The sequence below is a fragment of the Paenibacillus sp. FSL L8-0638 genome (genome assembly GCF_038593075.1).
Classification (GTDB): Bacteria; Bacillota; Bacilli; order Paenibacillales; family Paenibacillaceae; genus Paenibacillus; species Paenibacillus polymyxa_D.
On record NZ_CP151960.1, the window covers coordinates 2,610,515 to 2,633,113 of the forward strand.

The 22,599-nt window shown below is 43.1% G+C and carries 18 protein-coding genes and 1 pseudogene; 11 read left to right on the forward strand and 8 right to left on the reverse strand.

What is annotated here, in order from left to right; all coding sequences use genetic code 11:
• Nucleotides 1-269 precede the first annotated feature (269 nt).
• Nucleotides 270-1,049 (forward strand): annotated as a pseudogene (locus MKY35_RS11745) (glycoside hydrolase family 16 protein); the annotation flags it as partial.
• Between the two features lie 53 nt (nucleotides 1,050-1,102).
• Here MKY35_RS11745 and MKY35_RS11750 read toward each other — a convergent pair.
• Genes MKY35_RS11750 through clpP form a run of 3 tightly spaced genes read right to left on the reverse strand, consistent with a single transcriptional unit; the run spans nucleotide 1,103 to nucleotide 2,695 of the window.
• Entirely contained in the window at nucleotides 1,103-1,798 is a 696-nt protein-coding gene (locus MKY35_RS11750) for an MBL fold metallo-hydrolase (protein ID WP_342446454.1), read from the reverse strand.
• A gap of 48 nt (nucleotides 1,799-1,846) precedes the next feature.
• Nucleotides 1,847-2,053, reverse strand: a complete 207-nt coding sequence (locus MKY35_RS11755) for a hypothetical protein (protein ID WP_039275041.1) — start codon at nucleotides 2,051-2,053, stop codon at nucleotides 1,847-1,849.
• A gap of 57 nt (nucleotides 2,054-2,110) precedes the next feature.
• Entirely contained in the window at nucleotides 2,111-2,695 is a 585-nt protein-coding gene (gene clpP, locus MKY35_RS11760) for an ATP-dependent Clp endopeptidase proteolytic subunit ClpP (protein ID WP_307354106.1), read from the reverse strand.
• Between the two features lie 199 nt (nucleotides 2,696-2,894).
• Here clpP and MKY35_RS11765 point away from each other — a divergent pair, with 199 nt between their 5' ends.
• Both MKY35_RS11765 and MKY35_RS11770 read left to right on the forward strand, forming a co-directional pair.
• Nucleotides 2,895-3,620, forward strand: a complete 726-nt coding sequence (locus MKY35_RS11765) for an RNA polymerase sigma factor (protein WP_342446455.1) — start codon at nucleotides 2,895-2,897, stop codon at nucleotides 3,618-3,620.
• Nucleotides 3,621-3,802: 182 nt separating this feature from the next.
• The gene (locus tag MKY35_RS11770; RefSeq protein ID WP_318628372.1) at nucleotides 3,803-4,513 is read left to right on the forward strand and encodes an alpha/beta hydrolase; all 711 of its coding nucleotides are present in this window, start codon (nucleotides 3,803-3,805) and stop codon (nucleotides 4,511-4,513) included.
• Nucleotides 4,514-4,602: 89 nt separating this feature from the next.
• On the opposite strand, the gene MKY35_RS11775 is transcribed toward MKY35_RS11770, so the two are convergent.
• Nucleotides 4,603-5,133 carry a DUF4303 domain-containing protein gene (locus tag MKY35_RS11775; RefSeq protein WP_342426055.1) on the reverse strand — a complete coding sequence of 177 codons (531 nt, stop codon included), beginning with the start codon at nucleotides 5,131-5,133 and terminating at the stop codon, nucleotides 4,603-4,605.
• A gap of 687 nt (nucleotides 5,134-5,820) precedes the next feature.
• Between MKY35_RS11775 and MKY35_RS11780 the strand changes: the two genes are divergently transcribed.
• The 6 genes from MKY35_RS11780 (at nucleotide 5,821) to MKY35_RS11805 (ending at nucleotide 14,664) form a co-directional block, all read left to right on the forward strand.
• Nucleotides 5,821-6,090 (forward strand): CD3324 family protein, encoded by a 270-nt coding sequence (locus MKY35_RS11780; protein WP_342446456.1) that lies wholly within the window; start codon nucleotides 5,821-5,823, stop codon nucleotides 6,088-6,090.
• A 303-nt stretch (nucleotides 6,091-6,393) separates the two neighbouring features.
• Nucleotides 6,394-7,392 carry an alpha/beta hydrolase gene (locus MKY35_RS11785; protein WP_039275053.1) on the forward strand — a complete coding sequence of 333 codons (999 nt, stop codon included), beginning with the start codon at nucleotides 6,394-6,396 and terminating at the stop codon, nucleotides 7,390-7,392.
• Nucleotides 7,393-7,489: 97 nt separating this feature from the next.
• A complete protein-coding gene (locus tag MKY35_RS11790; protein WP_039275054.1) occupies nucleotides 7,490-9,556 on the forward strand; it encodes a thioredoxin domain-containing protein in 2,067 nt (688 codons plus the stop codon).
• 304 nt (nucleotides 9,557-9,860) lie between these two features.
• Nucleotides 9,861-10,016, forward strand: a complete 156-nt coding sequence (locus tag MKY35_RS11795) for a hypothetical protein (protein ID WP_342446719.1) — start codon at nucleotides 9,861-9,863, stop codon at nucleotides 10,014-10,016.
• The gene (locus MKY35_RS11800) at nucleotides 9,958-11,958 is read left to right on the forward strand and encodes a methyl-accepting chemotaxis protein (RefSeq protein ID WP_342446457.1); all 2,001 of its coding nucleotides are present in this window, start codon (nucleotides 9,958-9,960) and stop codon (nucleotides 11,956-11,958) included. The genes MKY35_RS11795 and MKY35_RS11800 overlap by 59 nt, the downstream gene beginning before the upstream one ends.
• A gap of 144 nt (nucleotides 11,959-12,102) precedes the next feature.
• Nucleotides 12,103-14,664: a response regulator gene (locus tag MKY35_RS11805; protein WP_342446458.1), complete on the forward strand. Its 2,562-nt coding sequence runs from the start codon at nucleotides 12,103-12,105 to the stop codon at nucleotides 14,662-14,664.
• A gap of 5 nt (nucleotides 14,665-14,669) precedes the next feature.
• Here MKY35_RS11805 and MKY35_RS11810 read toward each other — a convergent pair whose 3' ends face one another.
• A complete protein-coding gene (locus MKY35_RS11810; RefSeq protein WP_342446459.1) occupies nucleotides 14,670-15,356 on the reverse strand; it encodes a response regulator transcription factor in 687 nt (228 codons plus the stop codon).
• Nucleotides 15,357-15,946: 590 nt separating this feature from the next.
• Between MKY35_RS11810 and ectB the strand changes: the two genes are divergently transcribed.
• Nucleotides 15,947-17,209 (forward strand): diaminobutyrate--2-oxoglutarate transaminase, encoded by a 1,263-nt coding sequence (gene ectB, locus MKY35_RS11815; RefSeq protein WP_342446460.1) that lies wholly within the window; start codon nucleotides 15,947-15,949, stop codon nucleotides 17,207-17,209.
• 87 nt (nucleotides 17,210-17,296) lie between these two features.
• Here ectB and MKY35_RS11820 read toward each other — a convergent pair whose 3' ends face one another.
• The 3 genes from MKY35_RS11820 to MKY35_RS11830 form a co-directional block, all read right to left on the reverse strand.
• Nucleotides 17,297-17,815, reverse strand: coding sequence for an NAD(P)H-dependent oxidoreductase (locus tag MKY35_RS11820; protein WP_039275063.1), 519 nt, complete (start codon nucleotides 17,813-17,815; stop codon nucleotides 17,297-17,299).
• A gap of 163 nt (nucleotides 17,816-17,978) precedes the next feature.
• A complete protein-coding gene (locus tag MKY35_RS11825) occupies nucleotides 17,979-19,103 on the reverse strand; it encodes a GGDEF domain-containing protein (RefSeq protein ID WP_307354081.1) in 1,125 nt (374 codons plus the stop codon).
• Between the two features lie 95 nt (nucleotides 19,104-19,198).
• Nucleotides 19,199-21,634, reverse strand: coding sequence for a glycosyl transferase (locus MKY35_RS11830; protein WP_342446461.1), 2,436 nt, complete (start codon nucleotides 21,632-21,634; stop codon nucleotides 19,199-19,201).
• A gap of 224 nt (nucleotides 21,635-21,858) precedes the next feature.
• Between MKY35_RS11830 and MKY35_RS11835 the strand changes: the two genes are divergently transcribed.
• On the forward strand, nucleotides 21,859-22,593 hold the full coding sequence (locus MKY35_RS11835) for an alpha/beta fold hydrolase (RefSeq protein ID WP_342446462.1): 735 nt from the start codon (nucleotides 21,859-21,861) through the stop codon (nucleotides 22,591-22,593).
• The last annotated feature ends 6 nt before the right edge of the window (nucleotides 22,594-22,599 follow it).

Below are 22,599 nucleotides of genomic sequence, written 5' to 3' on the forward strand. Positions count from 1 at the left end.
TTGATTTATAAAGACCGACTTTATCTAGATGGGGAAGTAAGTTTTGTGAAAAAAACTTAAATATAGGTTGAATATGGATTTTGTTTCCATTATACTCCTGTTTGAGCGGTATATTTTTTCAATCGTCTATCTACGATTCTAACTTATGAGCTGTCCAAGAAGAAAAATATAAAGAGAGGTGATCCCCGTTTCAATGGTCAATACCGCTTGAAGGCTTATTTTTCTGAAGTGTCTAAGAACCTGGATTATTATTATTGAGGAGGGAACTAATGCTAAGAAAAGGATTATGTGCGGTTGCGCTGCTCAGTCTCCTAACCGTTCTGCTTCCAGCAATGCATACAAGCGCAGCACCGAACTCGAATCTTGTGTGGAGCGACGAATTTAATGGAACTTCGTTAAACCGGTCCAATTGGACCCCTGAAATCGGTACTGGAAGCGGCGGATGGGGAAACAATGAACTGCAGTACTATACCAACCGTAAGCAGAATTTGCAGGTTACCGGAGGCAATCTGGTGATTACGGCACAAAAAGAAGCTTACGGCGGAATGAATTACACCTCAGCCCGGATCAAAACTCAAGACTTGAAAAAATTTACTTATGGGAAAGTGGAAGCGCGCATCAAGTTACCGTCCGGTCAAGGGATATGGCCGGCTTTCTGGATGTTAGGCAGCAACATCAGCTCGGTAGGTTGGCCGAAATGTGGAGAAATCGACATTATGGAACGTGTAAACAACAATCCTTCTGTGAACGGTACTGTGCATTGGGATGCGGGAGGCCACGCTGACTTTGGGCGGGTATCGGGCAATCTGGATTTTTCCCAATACCATGTGTACAGCATCGAGTGGGACTCCAAGTATATCCGCTGGTTTGTCGACGGACAGCAGTTCAATGAATTTTATATAGAGAATGGAACCGGGAACACCGAAGAATTTCAGCAGCCGTTCTTTATTCTCCTGAACCTAGCGGTCGGCGGAAACTGGCCTGGTGCTCCCAATAACTCGACGCAGTTCCCGTCCCAAATGCTAGTCGATTACGTGCGGGTCTATCAATGAAGTGTGGGTATTAGATACAATTCATATGAACATTATAAAAGCAACCCCGGTCATTTACGGGGTTGCTTCAATTCGCTATAAATTAACTTGCCACTAAGTCCTAATATCTGATCATTCACATGTACATTACTTAATCCCCCGTGATAACAAACTACGGATGCAATGTCGAGATCTAAATACTTTTTCAATGAGAGACGAGCTGCATCCATATCCGGTGTGGTCGGGACATGAATTCCCCCGAGAATCCCATTTACACTGTACATCGAATCCCCGGCAATAAGAGTCTTACTTTGCCTTAAATAAAGACTGATATGACCAGGAGTATGCCCAGGCGTATGGATGACGCGAATCCTGCCGCAAAACGGCAGCTCCTGACCATCTATTAAGGTATCGTCCACTTTGCCCTTCGGGGGATGCACAAGGTGACTATCTTTTAAAAGTGGGATCTCCCCCTGAATATACGGCTTATCCAGTTCGTGTGCATAGACTTTAATTTGATTGCCACACTCCTGCAAAATCTCAGGAAGACAACCTATATGATCCACATCTTGATGCGTCAAAATCACAGCTTTTAGTTTGTCGAACGATACGCCTGCCTTTTCCATTGCCACGCGTAAATCTTCCATTTGTCCGGGGAATCCTGTGTCTATTAAAACAGCCATTTCTGGATCCCACAAAAGAATGGGGTGAATCATATTCCCCTGAAAATCTAGCTGGAGCATTTCTACTCCCTGTGAAATTTCCATAATATTGGGCCTCCATAAAATGAAATTACCACCCATGTTAATATAGGTTCAAGGGGCGAATCCAACTCTGTGGCGTTGCCGTTCCTTAATGTCAATGGATACGGTGCGAATAGATGTGATAGGAATAACAAGCGTTTGATATTGCGTAAGATATTTAACGAACTTGTCGTCAATCTGATCCAATATCCCGTCGCATACATTTGCCCCATCTATAAAATGAATAGTTACTTCCTTACCTTGTAAACTTGCTAACATGATATCACCTCATATTTTCTTAAAGTTTCTTGCGGATCATTAGGGTTTGAGCATACTCTATAAAGAAGTGATCACCTGATCAATAACACCATATTTCAGTGCCTCCTGAGCGGACATGTAAAAATCCCGGTCCATATCTTTTTCGACTTTTTCAAAAGATTGTCCGGTCCGTTCAGCTGTGATACGGGTTGCCTTTTCACGAGTCCATAAAATTCGTTTTGCGCTGATCGCAATATCGCTGGCCTGACCTTGTGCGCCGCCGTGCGGCTGATGGATCATGATTTCACTGTTCGGCAACGCCGAACGTTTCCCCTTGGCGCCCGCTAGCAATAGGATCGCACCAAACGAAGCAGCGAATCCCGTACATATCGTGTGTACATCAGGTTTGATGTACTGCATCGTATCATAAATGGCAAATCCTGCGGAAGTAGAGCCACCCGGGCTGTTGATATACATGTAAATTTCTTTTTCCGGATCTTCTGCCGCCAGGAACAATAATTGAGCAATAATACTGTTAGCCAAATGATCATCGATGGCTGCCCCGACAAACACAATACGATCCTTTAATAGTCTGGAATAGATATCGTACGATCTTTCACCTTGAGCAGTTTGCTCAACAACATAAGGAACATAAACACTCATTTTGATACCCCCAATTTCCTGTTTTCAGTTGATTTCTCCTTGTAAACGAACCGAGACCGTAAAAAGATACGGAGGTTTCAATGGGAAAACGATTTGCGTAAATGGTGTAACTTTTACAACCACTTGTTCGTTTACATTGGAGGTAACAAAAGGCTTTGCTCTAGGAAAGGGCAGAATAAGACCGTGGAGGAGAGGACCTATGCGCATAGATGATTCTATACAAATGACAGATAATACAATAAACATCGAGAACTTGGAGGAATTACAGGCAGTCCTGAAGCGTTACTGTCTGTCGCTTACGAAATCAAATTGGGATGCGGAAGAATTGGCTCAGGATACTTGGGTAAAAGCATTAGGAAAGTTAAACAATTTCGAACATACAAATCCCAAAGCGCTTTTGCTGCGGATTGCGAAAAACACCTGGATTGATGAGATACGGAGAAAAGCAGTCTTTAATCGGATATTGAACAGGGAACAAGCGAAAGTGACTGAACCGGATCATGGATCTTTTGAAATCGAGATAGTGTTGCAGTCCTTAATGAATCATTTATCTCCGCTTCAGAGAACAGTTTTTTTGCTACGAGATGTGTTTGGATATTCGATTCGTGAGACATCCGACATGCTCAAAACAACGGAGGGAGCGGTAAAAGTTGCACTCCACCGGGCACGAAAATCGCTTGAAGCAGTTAAGGAGGATCTCCTCAAAGGAGAGTTATCCTTGCCGGAAAGTGAAAACTCGAAAACTTTTCTGAGAACGTTGACAGCGGCATATCATAGGGGGGATATTGCAACATTGGTTATGCTCTCCCATCAGGATGTAATGGAGCCGGACGTGGTAATCGGAATCGTTAATCATAAGCTGCACCGGAGTCTCGCTTCAGTAAAACAAACGGATTCCCATACCATGAGTATGATAGCGGCGTAGTTTGGTTTTTCTTACCATCGTAGTATCATAGGATATAGCACTCAATTAAAAATTCAGAATCGGGTGAAAGTAGGGTACTGATCATGAATTCTAACAAAATAAATTTGGAGCAGTGGAATCGCAAAGAACATTTTGATCAGGAAGACAAGGTACCATTGGCTGTTTTAAGCAAGGATAAAGTAATGATAAAGCAAGAATTGAAAATCGAGGGTATCCCGGCAATTTTGTGGGGTGGTGAATCAGATAAGATATTTGTAGCTATCCACGGTAATATGTCAAACAAGGCAGATGATGTGATCGTTATATTTGCAGAAGAAGCGACGGCACAAGGGTATCAAGTCATTAGTTTTGATTTGCCTGAACATGGTGATCGCAAAGAAGAAGCGTACGTCTGTAAAGTTCAAAATTGTGTTCATGATCTTGACATAATCATGCGTTACATACAAAAACAATGGGATGACATTAGTATTTTCGCTTGTAGCATGAGTGCGTATTTTAGTTTGCTTGCTTATCATCATCTCGCACTTAAACAATGTCTGTTTCTTTCTCCAGTGCTAGATATGGAGAGGATAATCAAAAATATGATGACATGGTTCAGTGTAAGTGAGGATAGATTAAAAGTTGAAAAAGAAATATCTACACCTATTGGGCAAATACTTTATTGGGATTATTACTGCTATGTTAAATCACATCCGGTTGATACATGGAATAAGCCAACTGCTATTCTTTATGGCTCTGAAGATGACTTATGTGAATATGATGTCATAGCTTCGTTTGCAAGCCGATTTCATTGCGATCTAAAAGTGATGGAACATGGAAAACATTATTTTCACACCAAAGAGCAACTGCTGTTTTATAGGCAGTGGTTGAAAGAACATTTATTCGCAAAATAAGCTTAAAGGGAAGCAAGGAGGTTATCTCACTGCTTCCCTTTATAATTGGTGAAAAGAAGACAGTTCGTGAGTTACTGCAAACTGTATTTCTATTGATAACGATGCAAGAAGCCATCAACTAGTTTGGCGTTTGTCATCTGAATTACAGACTGATCTTCGAGTTCCTCGGCCATATCATCATCCGTCATGGACACGAAAAAAATAATATCTTCTTTGGCTTGACCAAATTGATTGAAAAGCACGTCGTCTGTTTCCTTAACTACCTTGGCCATAATTTTTATCATTTCATCTTTATAATCAAACACATTTTCGGTTGCATATAGAAATTTGCTAATATGATTCAAGTGTGTTGCATCGCCATATTGATATTCGCAAAATCCCCATCTATAATAATTTTCATCTTCCTTGCTGTCGCACAGGCCTTCGGCTTTCATGTTTGTGATATGTCTAACAAGGGATTCCTCTGTATTAACAGCTAGAAACAAGGTGACAAAATCGCTGTCTGTGCCAAAAGCACAGGCGTAAACCTTCTCATTCTTCACTTCTTCCAGTATGCTTTTAAGATCATCCAAAAATCCTGCCCTAAATCTTTCCTCAAATTCATTCAAAAAATTGTTCATCTGGTTCATATGCTCCTTTATGAGTCTTATGCTTGATTATACATTATCAATATTGGCACGACTCGTGTAGCCTACCATGCTCAGCCAATAGCAAGATTTGCAATGAAAAAAATAAACGCAAGACAGGCTAGCCAAGCAGAAAGTGTAAATCCGTAACATCTAGAAGCCGCTCTTAGGATAACGGGGACTCCTGTTCAGCTGGATAAATGCACTTAATTTCAAATTTTTATTCGGAAGCTAAGTTAGAAAGTGTGTCTCACACTCTGGAAAAAGTATTGGGGAGTCGGTTATGGATGGTAAAAAATTTGTTCTTATGCTTTTACTTTTCTGCTTGTTGGGCATTGTAGGGCTAGTGGCATTAATCTACGGATTTATGTGGTTCGTATTCATTGTTAGTATTTAAAATCAGCTATCTAACAGCTCAATTTTTAATCGCTTGCTTTTTGCTGATATCATTTAGCTGGTCCCAGGTGAGCAGAAGTTATGCTATACTTGCGAGGTAAAAGGGGGTGCCTACTGATGGAGAATCTGTTAGGATTGTCTGTGACTTCTTACACTCATGCAAAGCCAATTATTAAGAAAGCGTTACTTTGTATGGGGCGAAACAATTTTTAACGCTGAATAAGCTTTTTAATATTTTTGGCTTTGCCCCTTATTTTAAAAAATCAAAATAAGGGGCGAGTAAAATTGAGATATACGAATGCTTCAAAAGTTTTACCACAAGAATTAATTATAGAAATCCAAAAATATGTTCAAGGAGAGACTCTGTATATTCCTAAACCAAAAACGGAATATATGGATTGTGGAAGTTTGAGTGGCGGGAGATGGTTGCTAGAACAGCGAAATGCCGCAATCAGAAATGCTTTTCAAAATAGAAGCAGTATCGAGCAATTAGCTAATGAGTTTTTCCTCTCTACCGAAACCATTAAGAAAATTGTTTATTCACATAAAAAGTAGATGGACATAACGTGATAAGCTTAAGACGCGACCGGATAATCGCTATGAACGACCAATCCGGTCGCGTCTTTTTGTTTGGTAAAAGGTTTGATGTGCCTTCGCATTCCCACAGCCAGATTCCGAAATACTTTTTTGGCATTCCATTTTTTTATAATTTTTATGTCAAGAATGATTCTAACTCGTTGTTTTCATTTATAAAGCTGATTTTAAACTTAAAATATAAATATAAACGACAACAACAATTGAAGGGAAATATGTATTGATTCATTGTCTTTAAAACAAGAAAGTGAGGAAAAGATTACTATGAGGGAGCAAAAAAGTAGAAGTAGACATCTGATTGATCCAGAAATTATCAGTGCAGTTGATTTAATACCAACAACCGATCTTACCGAATCTACACTAAGGGAAGCACGTAAAAATCAATCTCAAATGATGCAACAAATAGATGTAACGCAGATGTTCCCCATTACATTAGAAAAAAAGATTGTGCCAAGTTATTTTAATGGTCCAGATATTCAAATCGAAATCATTAAGCCCAAACAATCAAAGCATCATAAGATGCCTCTATATTATTCGATACACGGAGGCGGGATGGTATTAGGAAGTCCAGTCGTAGATCGTCCTGCTAATGCATCTCTTGCTGCACAACATGGTTTCTGTTGCGTATCCGTGTACTATCGCCTATCACCAGAGCATGTACAGCCAAGTCAGTTACAGGATTGTTATTCGGGCCTAAAATGGTGCATTGAACATGCGGAAGAGTTAGGGATAGATACTCAGAAAGTTGCCGTAGGGGGCAGCAGCGCTGGCGGCGGTTTGGCGGCTGGCCTAGCCTTGTACATTCGTGATCAGAAGGAATTCGAAATCCATCATCTAAGATTAATGAGGCCAATGCTAGATGATCGCACAAGTACCGCACCAGAGCACCCATACGCAGGAGAGTTTATTTGGACAAAACAAAGTAATTATTTTGGCTGGAAATCTGTATTGGGGGATGAACCGGGTCAGGAGGAGGTAAGTGAGTATTATGTGCCGGCTCGTGCTAAGTCATTGGCCGGATTACCACCGACTTATATAAATATAGGTACCATTGATTTATTCATTGATGAATCCTTGTTTTTTGCAAAACAATTGGCCTTTGATGGAGTCTTAGTGGAATTACATGTCTATCCCGGGTACCATCATATGTCGCCCGCGTTTCCGGATGCACATTTTTCAAAAGAAGGGGCCAGAACAAGTGAATACGCCTTACTGAAAGCTCTCGAGATCTTTGATATAAATTCTAATGAGTATAATGCTTGAGATTCATTATCTTTTTTCATCTCTTCCGACTTTTACCACCCATTTAGGGTAAAATAGTACCAAGTATAAAATTCAACTACGGAAGTGGTGATGTCCCATGACAACGAGCAGCAAACCGAATAGACTATCCAAGGAAAAATCACCGTATTTGCTACAGCATGCTCACAATCCGGTAAATTGGTTCCCTTGGTCAGATGAGGCTTTTGAAATGGCTAAACGTGATAACAAGCCTATTTTCCTATCTGTTGGCTATTCCACTTGCCATTGGTGCCATGTAATGGGGAGAGAATCTTTCGAGGATGAAGAAGTGGCTGAGGTATTAAACCGGGATTATGTATCCATTAAGGTGGATCGTGAAGAACGTCCAGATGTGGATCATATCTATATGTCCATCTGCCAGACGATGACGGGGCATGGAGGCTGGCCACTGACGATATTGATGACACCGGATCAGAAACCTTTTTTTGCGGGGACGTATTTGCCCAAGGAGCAGAAGTTTGGCCGTGTCGGACTGTTGGAGCTGCTTGGCAAGGTGGGTACCCGGTGGAAAGAACAGCCGGAAGAGCTGGTGGAGTTGAGTGAGCAGGTACTGATCGAGCATGAGCGGCAGGACTTGCTTGCGGGTTATCGGGGTGAACTGGATGAACAGAGCTTGACTAAAGCTTTCCATGAATACAGCCACACCTTCGATAAGGAATATGGCGGCTTCGGGGAAGCACCCAAGTTTCCTTCTCCGCATAACCTGTCTTTTTTGCTGCGATATGCACAGCATACGGGGAATCAACAGGCACTGGAAATGGCAGAGAAGACGCTGGATGCGATGTCCCGGGGCGGAATCTACGACCATATAGGCATGGGGTTCTCACGATACTCCGTGGATGAGAAGTGGTTGGTGCCGCATTTTGAAAAAATGCTATATGACAATGCTCTGTTGGCCATCGCGTATACAGAGGCTTGGCAGGTGACAGGCAAGGAACTGTACCGACGGATTACAGAACAAATCTTTACATATATCGCAAGGGACATGACGGATGCAGGTGGTGCCTTTTATTCGGCGGAGGATGCGGATTCCGAAGGAGAAGAGGGGAGATTCTATGTCTGGGACGACTCTGAGGTAAAGGCTGTACTAGGCGATAAGGATGCCGCCTTTTTCAACGATTTGTATGGGATTACACCTTACGGCAATTTTGAAGGTCACAACATTCCAAACCTGATTGATATCAATCTGGAAGCCTATAGGATCAAGCATGACTTGACTGAGCAGGAACTGGAGCAGCGGGTTAGTGAGCTACGGGCCAAGCTGTTTGCTGCCAGAGAACAACGGGTTCATCCTCACAAAGATGACAAGATTTTGACCTCGTGGAACGGATTGATGATTGCTGCACTGGCGAAGGCAGGACAAGCTTTTGGAGACACGAGATATACAGAGCAAGCTCAGAAAGCGGAGACGTTTTTGTGGAACCATTTGAGACAGGAGGACGGACGGCTGTTGGCGCGTTATCGGGACGGCGAGGCAGCTTATCCCGGTTATGTGGATGATTATGCTTTTTATGTGTGGGGCTTGATCGAGCTATATCAGGCGACCTTCGATGTACAATATCTGCAACGGGCATTGACGCTCAATCAAAATATGATCGATTTGTTCTGGGATGAGGAACGGGACGGATTATTCTTTTATGGGTCAGATAGTGAGCAGCTCATTGCCAAGCCTAAAGAAATTGATGACGGAGCCATTCCGTCAGGTAACAGCATTGCGGCCTATAATTTTGTGCGGCTTGCGCGGCTAACGGGTGAATCTGGATTGGAGAACTATGCAGCCAAGCAGTTTAAGGCTTTTGGCGGTATGGTTGCTCATTACCCGTCAGGCCACTCCGCGTTGCTCAGCGCGTTGTTGTATGCGACGGGAACGACGAAGGAGATTGTGATTGTGGGTCACAGGGATGATCCGCAGACCGTACAGTTCATTCAGGCGGTTCGAGCTGGGTTCAGGCCGAATACGGTCGTTATTTTGAAGGATGAAGGACAGTCGGAGATTGCAGAGACGGCTCCTTATATCCGTGATTATGATCTTGTGGAAGGCAAATCAGCCGTATATGTGTGTGAGCATTTTACCTGTCAGGCACCTGTTACCAGGCTCGAAGATCTGAAGGTGTTGTTGGATTAGAACTGAATAAAGCGATCGAACCTAATCCCCTTGGGAGTAGAAAATATATGGCGATTTTCAAAAATGACCCTATGTTTGCTACCTTCAGGGGGATTATTTTCATGTTAAGTGGTAGGTATAGTGAGATGAAACTAACATTTTCTTAACATCTATACTGCATTTTTTTTAATATTTTTTAGGTATATTATATCAAAGAACCGGTTCCGACCAGCCTTGCTGTTTTCGAAAATAAGTACATATACCTATGTAACTAGCGTGTTTATATCTTTTATGTCCAAGCGTTTTAGCAGCAGATGTGAAAAAGGTGAAAGAGAGTCTGTCGGGTGATTGTCATCATCGGCAAGACGAAGAGGTTCGCTATAGGTTGGGAAATCCAGGTAATGAAATGGAGATGTTTATTAATGAAGAAGTTATCGGGGAAAAAGTGGCTAGTCGCAAGGATGCTCAGCAAAAATTTTAAAACGAAGCTAATGGTCGCCTTTATTGCATTTTTGATTTTACCGTCCATGATCGTGGGGGCTTTGTCGTTTATAAGCGCGAGTCAGCAGATTCGAAACCAGATTGAAGAAAGTGCCGAGCAGGCTATTGTCCGCACTAATTTTATTATTGATAGTACTATTGAACCCAAGGTACATGACGCAGACTATTTTGCAGAAAGACTAAAAGGCAATCGGGTAGAGACGGAGGAACAAGCGGCGAATTTGGAAGAATTCTTTAAGCAATATATTGCACTCCATCCTGAAACAGAATCCATTTATTATGGTACGAAGGACGGCAAATTTACAACCTATCCACAGAAGCAATTACCAGATAATTATGATCCACGAGTCAGACCTTGGTACGATAAAGCGATAAAGGAACAAGTGAAGGCAGCAATTAGTTCTCCTTATCTTTCGGCAAGCTCGAAGCAAATGACGGTTACTGTGTCCAAGGCAACGTTAGATGGATCGGGTGTTATTGGCATTGACCTGAAAATGAGTGGTATTAAAGAGACGTTGAACAATATTAAAGTAGGTCATGAGGGTTATGCCATATTGCTGGACAACAACCATACTTACATTGTTCATCCGACGAAGGAACCAGGCACCAAAATTACAGATATTGAATCACGCATGTTTCAGAGTGATACTGGTGAATACGAGTATGAGTATGAGGGCCAGCTCAAATATATGAACTATGCGACTAACAAGCTGACTGGCTGGAAGATAGGCGGAACGCTGTATTTATCTGAAGTCGATGATGCAGCAGGACCGATTTTGATCAGCACTTTACTAACCATTGTCGGTTGTCTTGTGATTGGTATTATCATTGTTTATTTCCTGATCCGTTCCATCATCAAACCGATTTTAAAGTTAAAAGAACAAGCGGTAAATGTGAGCGCCGGAGATCTCACACAGGACATTCAAGTAAAGAGCGAGGACGAGATCGGAGAATTAGGAGTGGCTTTTCAAAATATGCAGAATAACTTGCGATCTGTCATTCAGAACGTAGGGAACAGTGCAGATCATGTCGCAATTTCTTCCAATGAACTGACAATAAGCGCGGAACAAACCAGTGCTGCAAGTGAGCAGGTGTCCCAGGCTGTACAAGAAATTGCCAGTGGTGCAGAGAAGCAGACTACAGGGCTGGAAAATAATTCGGTGGCCCTGGATGAAATTGCACAAGGGATCACCCAAATTGCTGAACGATCGATTTCGATAGCTGATTTGGCCAAACGATCTGCCTTGCAAGCCGAGGAAGGACGAAAGTCTGTTGAGCAGACAGGCGAGCAAATGAATTCCATTCATCAATCAGTAGAGCGTTCCAACCAGATGATTCAAACCTTGCAAGCCCGCTCTCATGAAATCGGTGAAATTACGAAGGTTATCGGCGATATCTCCAATCAGACAAACCTGCTGGCATTGAATGCAGCTATTGAGGCAGCCAGAGCGGGCGATCATGGAAAAGGCTTTGCCGTCGTTGCTGATGAGGTGCGTAAGCTGGCAGAGCAGTCTCAGACATCCGCCACACAAATTGCCACCTTGATTGCCGAAATTCAGCATGAAACCGAAACAACAGTGAAGACGATGGACAGGGTCACGACTGAGGTGCAGGATGGACTACAGATTTCCAAAGCAACCATTGTCAAGCTGGGTTATGCGATGGAAGGCATTCGAGAGACAACACCTCAGGTAGAGGAGGTCGCTGCGATTGCAGAGCAAATATCAGCCAGTGTACAAGAAATCGCAGCGACAGCCAACGAGCTGGCGACGATTGCAACCGGTAATGCCGCCACATCTGAGGAAGTTGCTGCCTCCTCACAAGAGCAACTGGCTTCCATGGAGGAAATATCAGCTTCAGCACAGTTGCTTTCGACGATGGCTGCTGATTTGAAGATGATGATCAGTCGTTTCAAATTTTAAAACGAGCTTGAACCTTATGGAATCTATAGTACAATGAATGCTCGGGACAGTTCTTTAAGCCTTATGGCATAAGGAATCTGTCCTGAGTTTTTTTTGTATTTTTGATATATTCTAAAAAAATGGAAGATTATAGGGGGTGAACACTTGGTTCGAGATTTAGTGCTATGTGCTATCGTGATTTTATTGTTAGTTTTGGTTTTTCAGCGTCAACTTGTTCGTCAGGCGATCACAGGTGTATTTTATGGAGGAGCGGGAATTTTGTTCTTATGTTTTGGCATAAGCGATAAAACACCGTTGACCTGCGTGCTAGAGTTAGGGATGGGTCTAATGTTCATGACTCTGTTTGTGCACACTTTAACCACCGCTAAGTATACATATGGACAACGTTTGTTAAACAAAGACCGTGATCTGCTGAATTTACTAGGTGTTCAACCTGGCTTTACCTTCAAGCTAGAGAAAAGCGGTAATGAATTTTATTATAGGCTGCTTGAAGGTGAATTGCTGGAGCGCGTGGGTCTGAATATGCAAGTCAACTACAATAAAAGGGAGCATGTGAAGCGTCTTGGGGACATTTTGGAGCTTTCCTCTGAAACGATGGAGCAGCTTTGCCAATACTACAAACAGGCCTGGTTCGGTGATCGGACCGTATTTGAATTGGAGTTTTGGGAATATTCGGCTCTCATTACCTTACATCCGGTTATGGAGGACGGGGTTACTAGCTCTGTTATCGGTCACGTATTGGATATTACGGAGTGTAAAGCCTCAGAGCAGAAGAGAAAGGAAGTGGACGAGGCTAACCGTGCGAAAAGCATTTTTTTGGCTCATATGAGTCACGAAATCCGCACCCCGCTGAATGGAATCATCGGTCTGTCAAAGCTGTTAAATAAGACTGAACTGACTGCCGTTCAAAGAGATTACCTCCACAAGCTTCTCGCTTCCTCTCGTACCCTTTCATCCATGCTCAGTAACGTATTGGACTTTTCCAAAATGGAAGCCGGCAGTCTGGAACTGGAAAAGGTAGAATTCGAGCCGGAAAAAATGCTTCGGCATCTCGCAGATACCGTTGGAACTTTACTTGAAGATAAGAAAATAGAGGTTCTATTTATAATGGACCCGGCGTTACCGAAAAGCTTTAAGGGAGACCCGCTTCGAATGGAGCAGGTGCTTTCAAATCTTCTGACCAACGCCATCAAGTTTACGGATCAGGGACATGTATTGTTACAGGTAAAAATGCTAAGTCAGCAGGAAGGGCGAGTAGGCGTTTCTTTTATGGTAGAAGATACGGGCATAGGAATTTCCGAGACTAGTATGGACAAGCTATTCGTCCCTTTTATCCAGGCGAGTACATCAACCAGCCGCAGATATGGGGGCTCTGGGCTGGGTTTGGCCATTAGCAAGCATTTGGCTGAAGCTATGGGGGGGAAAGTAGAGGTGAAAAGCCGATTAGGAGAGTACAGTCAATTTCACTTTAATGTCGAGCTGGAAACTGGGGAATTGAATGCAGGAAGCACACGAATAGAAAAACAAATCAAAGGCAAAGCCTTAATTGTTGCGCAGCATGAACTGGTGAGATACAGCTTGAACGAACTACTGCAAGACTTGGGATTAAAAACATTCACTATTTCATCCTTCCAAGAAAGTGTGGATGCTTTTCAAAAGGGTGAGCATTTTGATTATGTTATCATTGATATGGGGATGGAAGGTTTGAGAGAACTGGACTCCCGGAGGCAGTGGCTTCAAATGCTGGATAAGCAGATAACTCAGATCATTGGACTTACAACCGTGTTTCAGATGGAAAAAATAGCTGCAGGGGACATGGATCATAGTGTGGATGCCTTTTTGTCCAAGCCCGTTACCCGGAACGCTCTGCTGGAGGTTCTCTGCTGGAAGAAGGAACATTCAGTGCCTGCAGATGGTAATACTCTGGAGACTCATGCGACGATGAGTTCCCGCAATGAGATAGGGGATACAACACAAAAGTATCAAATTCTCATAGCAGAGGATAACGAAATTAACCAGGTGGTGATTACCGAGTTTTTAGCAGAGCGTAACTTTGAGGTAACGATGGTCACGAACGGAAGGGAACTAATAGCGTTACTTGAACTGCGTTACTGGGATATGGTGCTGCTTGATTTGCATATGCCAGAGATGGATGGTTTTGAGACGGCGAGACATATTCGGAGAAACAAAGCTTTTAACAGGCTTCCCATTATCGCTTTTACCGCTGATGCTGTGCAGCATGAACAGGAAGTTTGTCTTCGTGCCGGTATTAATGCCGTGTTGCTCAAGCCTGTCCATGAACTGACCGCTGCTAGAGTGTTAACTAGCTGGATTAATTTAGCGTGGCTGCAAGATTTACATGGTATTCACGCTGAGCAGTCGATAGCAGGTATGGATGGCAAGGTGTATATTTTTCAATTTGCCCTTTACAAATGGATACAGGAATACCAGTATCTCGATAAAAGAGTTGTGAGAAAAATGGACAATGGACAGTTATCTTCTGCTCTTCGATTAATCCACTCGCTTAAGGGAGGAACGGGGAACCTGTGCGCGCCTGAGTTGCTGGCAAAGGTTATAGAGCTGGAAAAGGCATTGAAGCGCAGCAATGAAACCTCAACAGGAGAACTGTATCCAGACTGGAAAGAGCATCTGAGCACGGTTCAGAAGGATATTAACCAAATCAAGTCATCACTTCCTTGGAGCTGACCGTGTTATTGCATAAATTTGTAGCCGATTCCCCAGATGGTCTTAATCAATTGCGGTTTCTTAGGGTCTTTTTCGATTTTTCTGCGTAAATGGTTAATATGTACGTCCACGGCCCTCTCGTTAATAAAGGAGTCTGTGCCACGGAGAGCCTGAATTAAAGCATACCTGCTGAATACAATTCCCCGGTTCAAATAAAAAAGCTTCATAAGCTCAAATTCTGAATATGTTGTCTCCACATTTTGTCCGTTAACGGTAATCATTCTTCTCGCTAGATCCAAAGTAATGCCCATTTCAGGTTCAGGTGCTCTGCCACTTCCTTGTAAGCGCGTGATTTCAATACGACGAAAAAGAGCCTCCATCCGTGCTTTTAGCTCTTGCATACTAAAAGGCTTGCAAATATAATCATCTGCTCCCAACGTAAGTGTACGAATGCGCTCTGATATGTTGTTTTCTGTAGAAATCACGATGATGGGGACGTCCGTATGCTTGCGTATCAGTGGGCAGGGATTCACGCCATCCAAATCTGGAAGCAGCAGATCCAGTAAAATAATATCGGGCTGTACGACCTTAAGCCTGGCAATACCCTCAGACGCTTGTTCCACTCGAGTAACGTTGTAGTCTTCTCCTGTTAAATACAAGGAAAGGGTATCTCCCAGCATATTGTCATCTTCAATAATCAAAACATTAGACATGATCATATTTCCTTATCTTTCTATCAAATTCGAGCCAAATAGTTAGGATAACTGCAATGTTTACAACAAGTTTTGACAGGTTCTGTTGATAGAGTAAACTCCTTTGGACAGTCTGTCAAAAGATCAGGTTTGTTGTGACAATCCTGTGGACAATTAGTCCAGATGTATATCTATTTGATATGGAAATATACTATTTTTGAGATTTATCACTATAATACGACATTTTTCGTTTTATTTTAACAATATACTACAAGCCGCTGATGATAAATTACAAAAATTTAACAAAACACCTCAGAAACATGCATTGACTTAAATGAAAATTATGGTATTTTATTACATAGGAGTTGACATCCTCTGATAGGCCTCTTAGAAAAACCCACTATTTAATCTTCTACTAATCTACTCTCATGTGCTATCTCTGTATTTAATTTTAGTACTTTAATTGTTCTTGTAATCGTACTCATGATTCTTTGGTGTGGATATCCCATTGTGAATTCAGACTGTCTTCTCATTTAGATTACATATTTACACTTTTTTGCTTTCCATGCTTGTATGTTTTTAAAATCAGGTCAGCGGGAGGACGAGAGATCATGAACACATTCGAAGCGCTGGAGTCCAATGTAAGATCCTATTGCAGAAGTTTTCCAGTTGTATTCAACAAAGCTAAAAACGATGTGATGTACACGGAGACAGGCAAGGGTTACATTGACTTTTTTGCCGGGGCAGGGGCTTTGAACTATGGGCATAATAATGATTTTATGAAAAACCGGTTATTGGATTATTTAACATCCGATCGGATTATGCATGGTCTGGATATGTACACGACGGCCAAGCAAGAGTTTATGGAGTCTTTTTCAGAGCGTATTCTCCAGCCCAAGGGCTTGAATTATAAGCTGCAATTTTGCGGACCGACCGGAACCAATGCGGTGGAAGCAGCACTGAAACTTGCACGCAAGGTGAAAAACAGAAATGGTATTTTTGCCTTTATGGGTGCGTTCCACGGAATGTCGCTGGGTAGTTTATCGATTACCAGCAACACCTCCATGCGAGAGAGCGCAGGGGTTCCCCTGAACAATGTTACCTTTATACCTTATAACAGCACATTTAACGGAATGGATACCATTTTGTATATGGAGCAGCTTTTAACAGACACCCATTCAGGTGTGGAAAAGCCTGCCGCGATCATTTTGGAAACGGTACAGGCTGAAGGCGGCATTCATATTGCAGATACCGAATGGCTGCGTGATTTGCGACAGTTGTGCGATGATCATGATATTTTGCTTATTGTGGACGATATTCAAGTCGGTTGCGGTCGAGTTGGTTCGTTCTTCTCATTCGAGCGGGCGGGAATCGTTCCTGATATGGTTGTTTTGTCCAAATCGATTAGTGGATACGGATTGCCAATGTCTCTGTTGCTACTCAAGCCAGAATTGGATATATGGAGTCCGGGTGAGCATAACGGCACTTTCCGTGGAAATCAGCTTGCTTTTGTCGGGGCAAAGGCTGCGCTGGAGTTCAGAGATACGGTAGAGCTGGAAGCACAAGTGAAGGAAAAAGAGGCTTTTGTTCAGCAGTTCTTGCGTGAACATATCCAATCGATAGATCCTCTTATTGAAATTCGTGGCTTGGGACTGATCTGGGGCATTGATGTATCCCATCTGGGAGAAGCGTTCGCCAAGGAGGTAGCGACTCTCTGCTTTAGTAGAGGACTCATTATTGAGCGTGCTGGACGTAACGATACGGTAATTAAAATTATGCCTGCGTTAACGATAAGTCTGGAAAACTTGCGTAAGGGCTGCGACATTATTAAAGAAAGCATGGCACAGGTAACCAGTACCTTGGTTACGATGTAATCAATCAGTAAAGCCCCTTGGTTGGAGCTGCCGTCTGCTGTAAAGCAGGTATGACAGGCGCCGTCCAAGGGGCTTTCTAGTAAAAAATTAAGAAATAACTGTTTGCGCGTATTTTTGTGCGGATTGGTCTAGTTGCTCATCGGTCAATACTGCAGCACCATATTGTACGAAATAAGGGAGCAATTTGACACCAATCATATGGCCTGTAGCTTCCAGAGGTCTCAGTAGCTCTTCGATCGTATACCTATTCCGTCCGTCATGTTGATAGTTTTCCTCAACACTGGCAGCAGACAAGGCAATCAACAACTCTTTGCCCTGTAGCTTGCCACCTTCGCTCCCATAAGCCCAGCCGTAGGTTAGAACCTTATCCAGCCATTTTTTCAGTAGGGAAGGAGTGCTGTACCAGTAAAAAGGAAATTGCAGAACGATACGGTCATGCTGCTCTAGCAGTTCCTGCTCCTGGGCGACATTGATTTGCTCATCCGGATATACTTCATACAGGTTGTGAACGGTCACGCCGGATTGTTTCTTGAGTTCTTGCACCCATCTTTTGTTAATGCGAGATTCCGCAAGATCAGGGTGAACGACAATAACGAGGGTTGACATACAAAAATCATCTCCTTAGACTTATTTTTAGTAAGTAAATAACCAATACATATGTAACTATTTTAGTTTCAACTTATGGAGTTGTCAACTCTATTAAATTTTGAGCTCTATATACAAGAAAACTCCGGCAAGCCGGAGTCTCATCAAATGAAGCGTTTTTACATTAAGCGGTATGATTAAGAGCAACAATTTTGTTTTTCCCGGAGCGCTTGGCTTGATACAAATAGTTGTCTGTCTCCTGGAAAAATATATCTTTGTCTTTGTTCATATCCTCGGTATAGCTTTTTAATCCAATGCTAACGGTTACGGAAACGATTTGCATTTTCTCCTGAAAGGTCATATTCTCTACTTCACGCCGGATATTCTCAACGATCTGATAGGCTTCCTCAGAAGTATGCTCAAACATCAAAATAGCAAATTCTTCACCGCCATAGCGGGCCGGAATGTCATTCGCTGTAATTTGCTCTGTAATGATTTGAGAGATGCCCTCCAAAATTTTATCACCGAACTGATGTCCGTAATTGTCATTGATTTTCTTGAAATTATCAATATCCACTAACGCCAGATGGATGATCGCTCCTTGTTCGGCATATTCGAGTGCTTTTTCATAAAAGTTTTGAAAGGACAAATGATTGTACAGCTTTGTCAAACCATCAGTCATTGACATTTTGCTGATAATCGCATTACTGATCATTAATTCCTGTTGGGCACGCTTTGTTTTATACAAATCCACTAACAAATCGCGGCCGCTGGCCTGAATAATGAGAGCAATAAAGGTGGACATAATCAAAAAGGTTGGAATCGCCACAATATCAAAGTCTGACAAATAGCTGCGGAATGATCCATCTGCTGCCAGCAACAGAAAAAAGACGACCACTTGCAATACAAAGGAAAGCCATATTAAGCGACGATTGAAGAACAGAATAGAAGAGAAAATAGGCAACAAACATAGCGCAGGAATAATCCGGATATCATAATTTAGGCGAATAATCATCCAGCAAATGACGGTGCTTGCCATAAACAGGATCGCAAAAGAATACCTGTTAAATTTAAAATGAGCCAACTCTGCCAGTAAGTTGGAACCACTCATGATTAGCGTAGGAACAATCAGGGTTCCGACGTAAAATTCATAAGGCGAAGCGGCGTAATCAAGAAATAAGTAGCTGCCCAGCTGGACGATAAAATGTACAGCTATAATCATCCAATACAGTAATAACATTTTGCGTACCCAGTGGGCTTGCTTTGTTTTGTAATCCATGGTTTGAGTAAGCCGTTTTGTCTTGTTCATGATGTCACCACACTTAATGTATCTTTAGCCATTCTCGTATTATAAGATACTATGTGATGAAGTTGAAGCTAATTTTTTTGAAGGCCATGAACTTGTTAGCCTAGTAACACTTTTACTTGGTGGATAGCCCCGTCCGCTGCAACCGGCAGAATATTATTCGTAAGGAGGGTACCGTCTACAGTAACTGTAGCTACACCCTTGGAGACATGCTGTGGATTCGTGATATGGATCACGTAGGTATCGCCACGGAAGACGCGGGTGACTATGAATTCGTCCCAGGCTGTAGGAATGCACGGGTCAATACGCAGACCGTCCCATTCCGGCTGGATACCGAGGATGGATTGAGTAATAGCTATAAAATTCCACGCCGCTGTACCCGTCAGCCAGGAATTTTTGGCTTCGCCTTCACGAACAGCATCCTTGCCCGCAATCATTTGAGCATACACATACGGCTCGGTGCGGTGAATGTCGCTGATGTCCTCCAGATAGGCAGGTGCAATTTTGCTATATAGCTCGAAAGCGCGATCCCCACGTCCTATTACGGCTTCCGCCATCATAATCCACGGGTTATTGTGGCAGAAAATACCGGCATTTTCCTTATACCCGGGAGGGTAAGATGAGATTTCGCCCAGATTGATGTAGTAACGGGAATAAGATGGATGTTGCAGCACGATGCCGTAGGGAGTTTCCAGTCGATCACGTGTAGAATCGAGAGCTTTATGTGCCAGGCCTTCTTCAACACCAATTCCTGCCATGACACAGAAACCTTGAGGTTCAATGAAAATTTGACCTTCCTCACAATCCTTGCTTCCGATTTTGTCTCCATAATGGTCATACGCACGTAAGAACCATTCCCCGTCAAAACCATGCTCCAATGTAGCTGCTCGCATACGATCCACATGGGCTTGAGCTGTGGACGCTTCTGCATCCAAACCTCTGCGCTTGCAGAGCTCAATAAAATCCGGTCCCGTATATACGAATAGTCCGGCGATAAACACGGATTCAGCTACTCGGCCCTCCAAATTCTGTGTTGTCTGATAGGACTCATCGGGTGTAGCGGAAAAACAATTGAGATTCAGACAATCGTTCCAGTCAGCTCGGCCAATGAGTGGAAGACCATGCGGACCAAGATTATCTATTACATGGTAAAATGAACGTTTCAAATGTTCAAACAGCGTAGCCGCACGCTCTACATTTCCGTCAAAGGGCACTTGTTCGTCCAGTATGCCAAAGTCTCCCGTTTCTTTGATATACGCTGCGGTACCGACAATAAGCCATAACGGATCGTCGTTAAAGCCACCGCCAACCTCGTGGTTTCCTTTTTTGGTTAACGGTTGGTACTGATGATAAGCTCCGCCGTTTTCAAATTGAGTAGAGGCAATGTCGATAATCCGTTCCCGTGCCCGCTCCGGTATTTGGTGGACGAAGCCGAGCAAATCTTGATTTGAATCCCGGAAGCCCATACCACGTCCGATACCAGATTCAAAATACGAAGCTGAACGTGACATATTGAATGTAACCATGCATTGATACGGGTTCCATATGTTTACCATTCGGTTCAGCTTGTCGTCGTGGCTTTGAAGGGTGTACTTGGACAGCAGATTGTTCCAATAGGCTCGGAGTTCACTCAAAGCTTGTTTTACATCGGCTTCATCCGCAAACTGCGCAATCATGGCATGTGCCTGTTTTTTATTAATTACACCGTGGGACTCCCATTTCTCTTCCTCGGGATTTTCCACATAACCGAGTATAAAGTTACAGCTTGTTTCTTTGCCTGGCTCCAGCGTGATCTCAATGCAATGTGATCCGACAGGGGACCATCCGCTGGCAATAGAGTTCGAGGCTTGCCCAGCGGCGACCGTTTGAGGCTGATCTAATCCATTGTAGAGTCCCAGAAAAGCTTCACGATCTGTATCATAACCCGCTAGCGGACGATTAGCAGAGAAAAAAGCATAGTGATTGCGGCGTTCACGGTATTCCGTTTTGTGATAAATGACAGAGTCCTGTATCTCAACCTCGCCCGTGTTCAAGTTGCGCTGGTAGTTGGTCATATCGTCATAGGCGTTCCACAGACAAAATTCCACGAACGAAAAGAGTTTGATCTTTTTGGTTTGTAACGATGTGTTCTGAAGCTTAACCTGATGGACTTCGCCGTCAAAGGATAGGGGTACAAAAGCCAGCTGCGTGGCTCGAATACCGTTGCGTTCTCCCATAATTGAGGTATAACCAAGTCCATGGCGGCATTCATACTGCTCCAGCTCCCGTTTAACCGGCATCCAGCTTGGAGTCCAATAATCCCCATCATCATAAATATAAAAATAACGACCACCGTTATCGACAGGAATATTATTGTAACGGTAACGTGTTAAGCGACGTAAGCGAGCATCCCGGTAAAATGCATAGCCGCCACTTGTATTGGAAATCAGTCCAAAAAATCGTTCATTACCTAAATAATTAATCCAAGGATAAGGGGTTTGAGGGGTGTGGATGACATATTCTTGATTGACATCATCGAAGAAACCATACTTCATGGCGCAGAACTCCTCTCGATTTGAAAAAATAAAAGGCCCAATACATGATTATATTCAAACATGAAGCCGTTCTTCCTTTAGGAAGACATTTCCCGCTTTATGTAAAATGCGCTTGATTTTCTTAACCTTTCTTCTGGGATTTGCAAAATATTTGAAATGGGTAAATATACCTTTTTATGCTAAAATGAAAAAGTTAGAACTTAGCAAGGCAGGAGGTTGCAAGAATGGCACCTATCACATTATTTTTCATCCCATATGCAGGCGGATCGGCGTCGGTCAGCTTCAAATGGAAAAAGTCGCTACTTCCGCAGATTAAGCTTGTTCCACTGGAATTAGCGGGCAGGGGTATTCGTTCTGGGGAACCGCTAAAGGAAAGCATTGAGGAGATGAGCGAGGATCTGTTGCACAAGATCAGCGAAGAGATAGCCCCCGGCAATCCTTATGCCATATACGGCCACAGTATGGGGACGATGATCTCATTCGAGCTGTACTACAAGCTGGTGGCCGGTGGATATGGCAAGCCTGCTCATCTGTTCGTTTCGGGTGGACGGGCACCGCATGTCCCAAGAAATTCCCCGTGGTTACACGATCTGCCCGCAGATCAGTTCAGGACGCATTTGCAGCGGTACGGTCAGCTTTCGGAAGCGATTTTTGACAATCAGGAATTATACGACTATTTTATGCCAGTGTTAAGAGCGGATTTTAAAGCTGTTGAGTTGTATAAGTACACGGCTAAAGCCGCACTTTTACATTGTCCTATCACCGCTTTAACGGGAATGACCGATAACACAGTGACCTTACAAGATGCGGAGGCATGGGCACAGCATACGGATCAGCAATTTCGTATGTTTACCTTTGAGGGAGGACACTTTTTTATTCATGATGAAGTGGAGCGGATTACGCACATCATCAATGAGACCTTGAAGCAGAGTACGGTAACAAGTAGCATACAAAAATAAAAATAA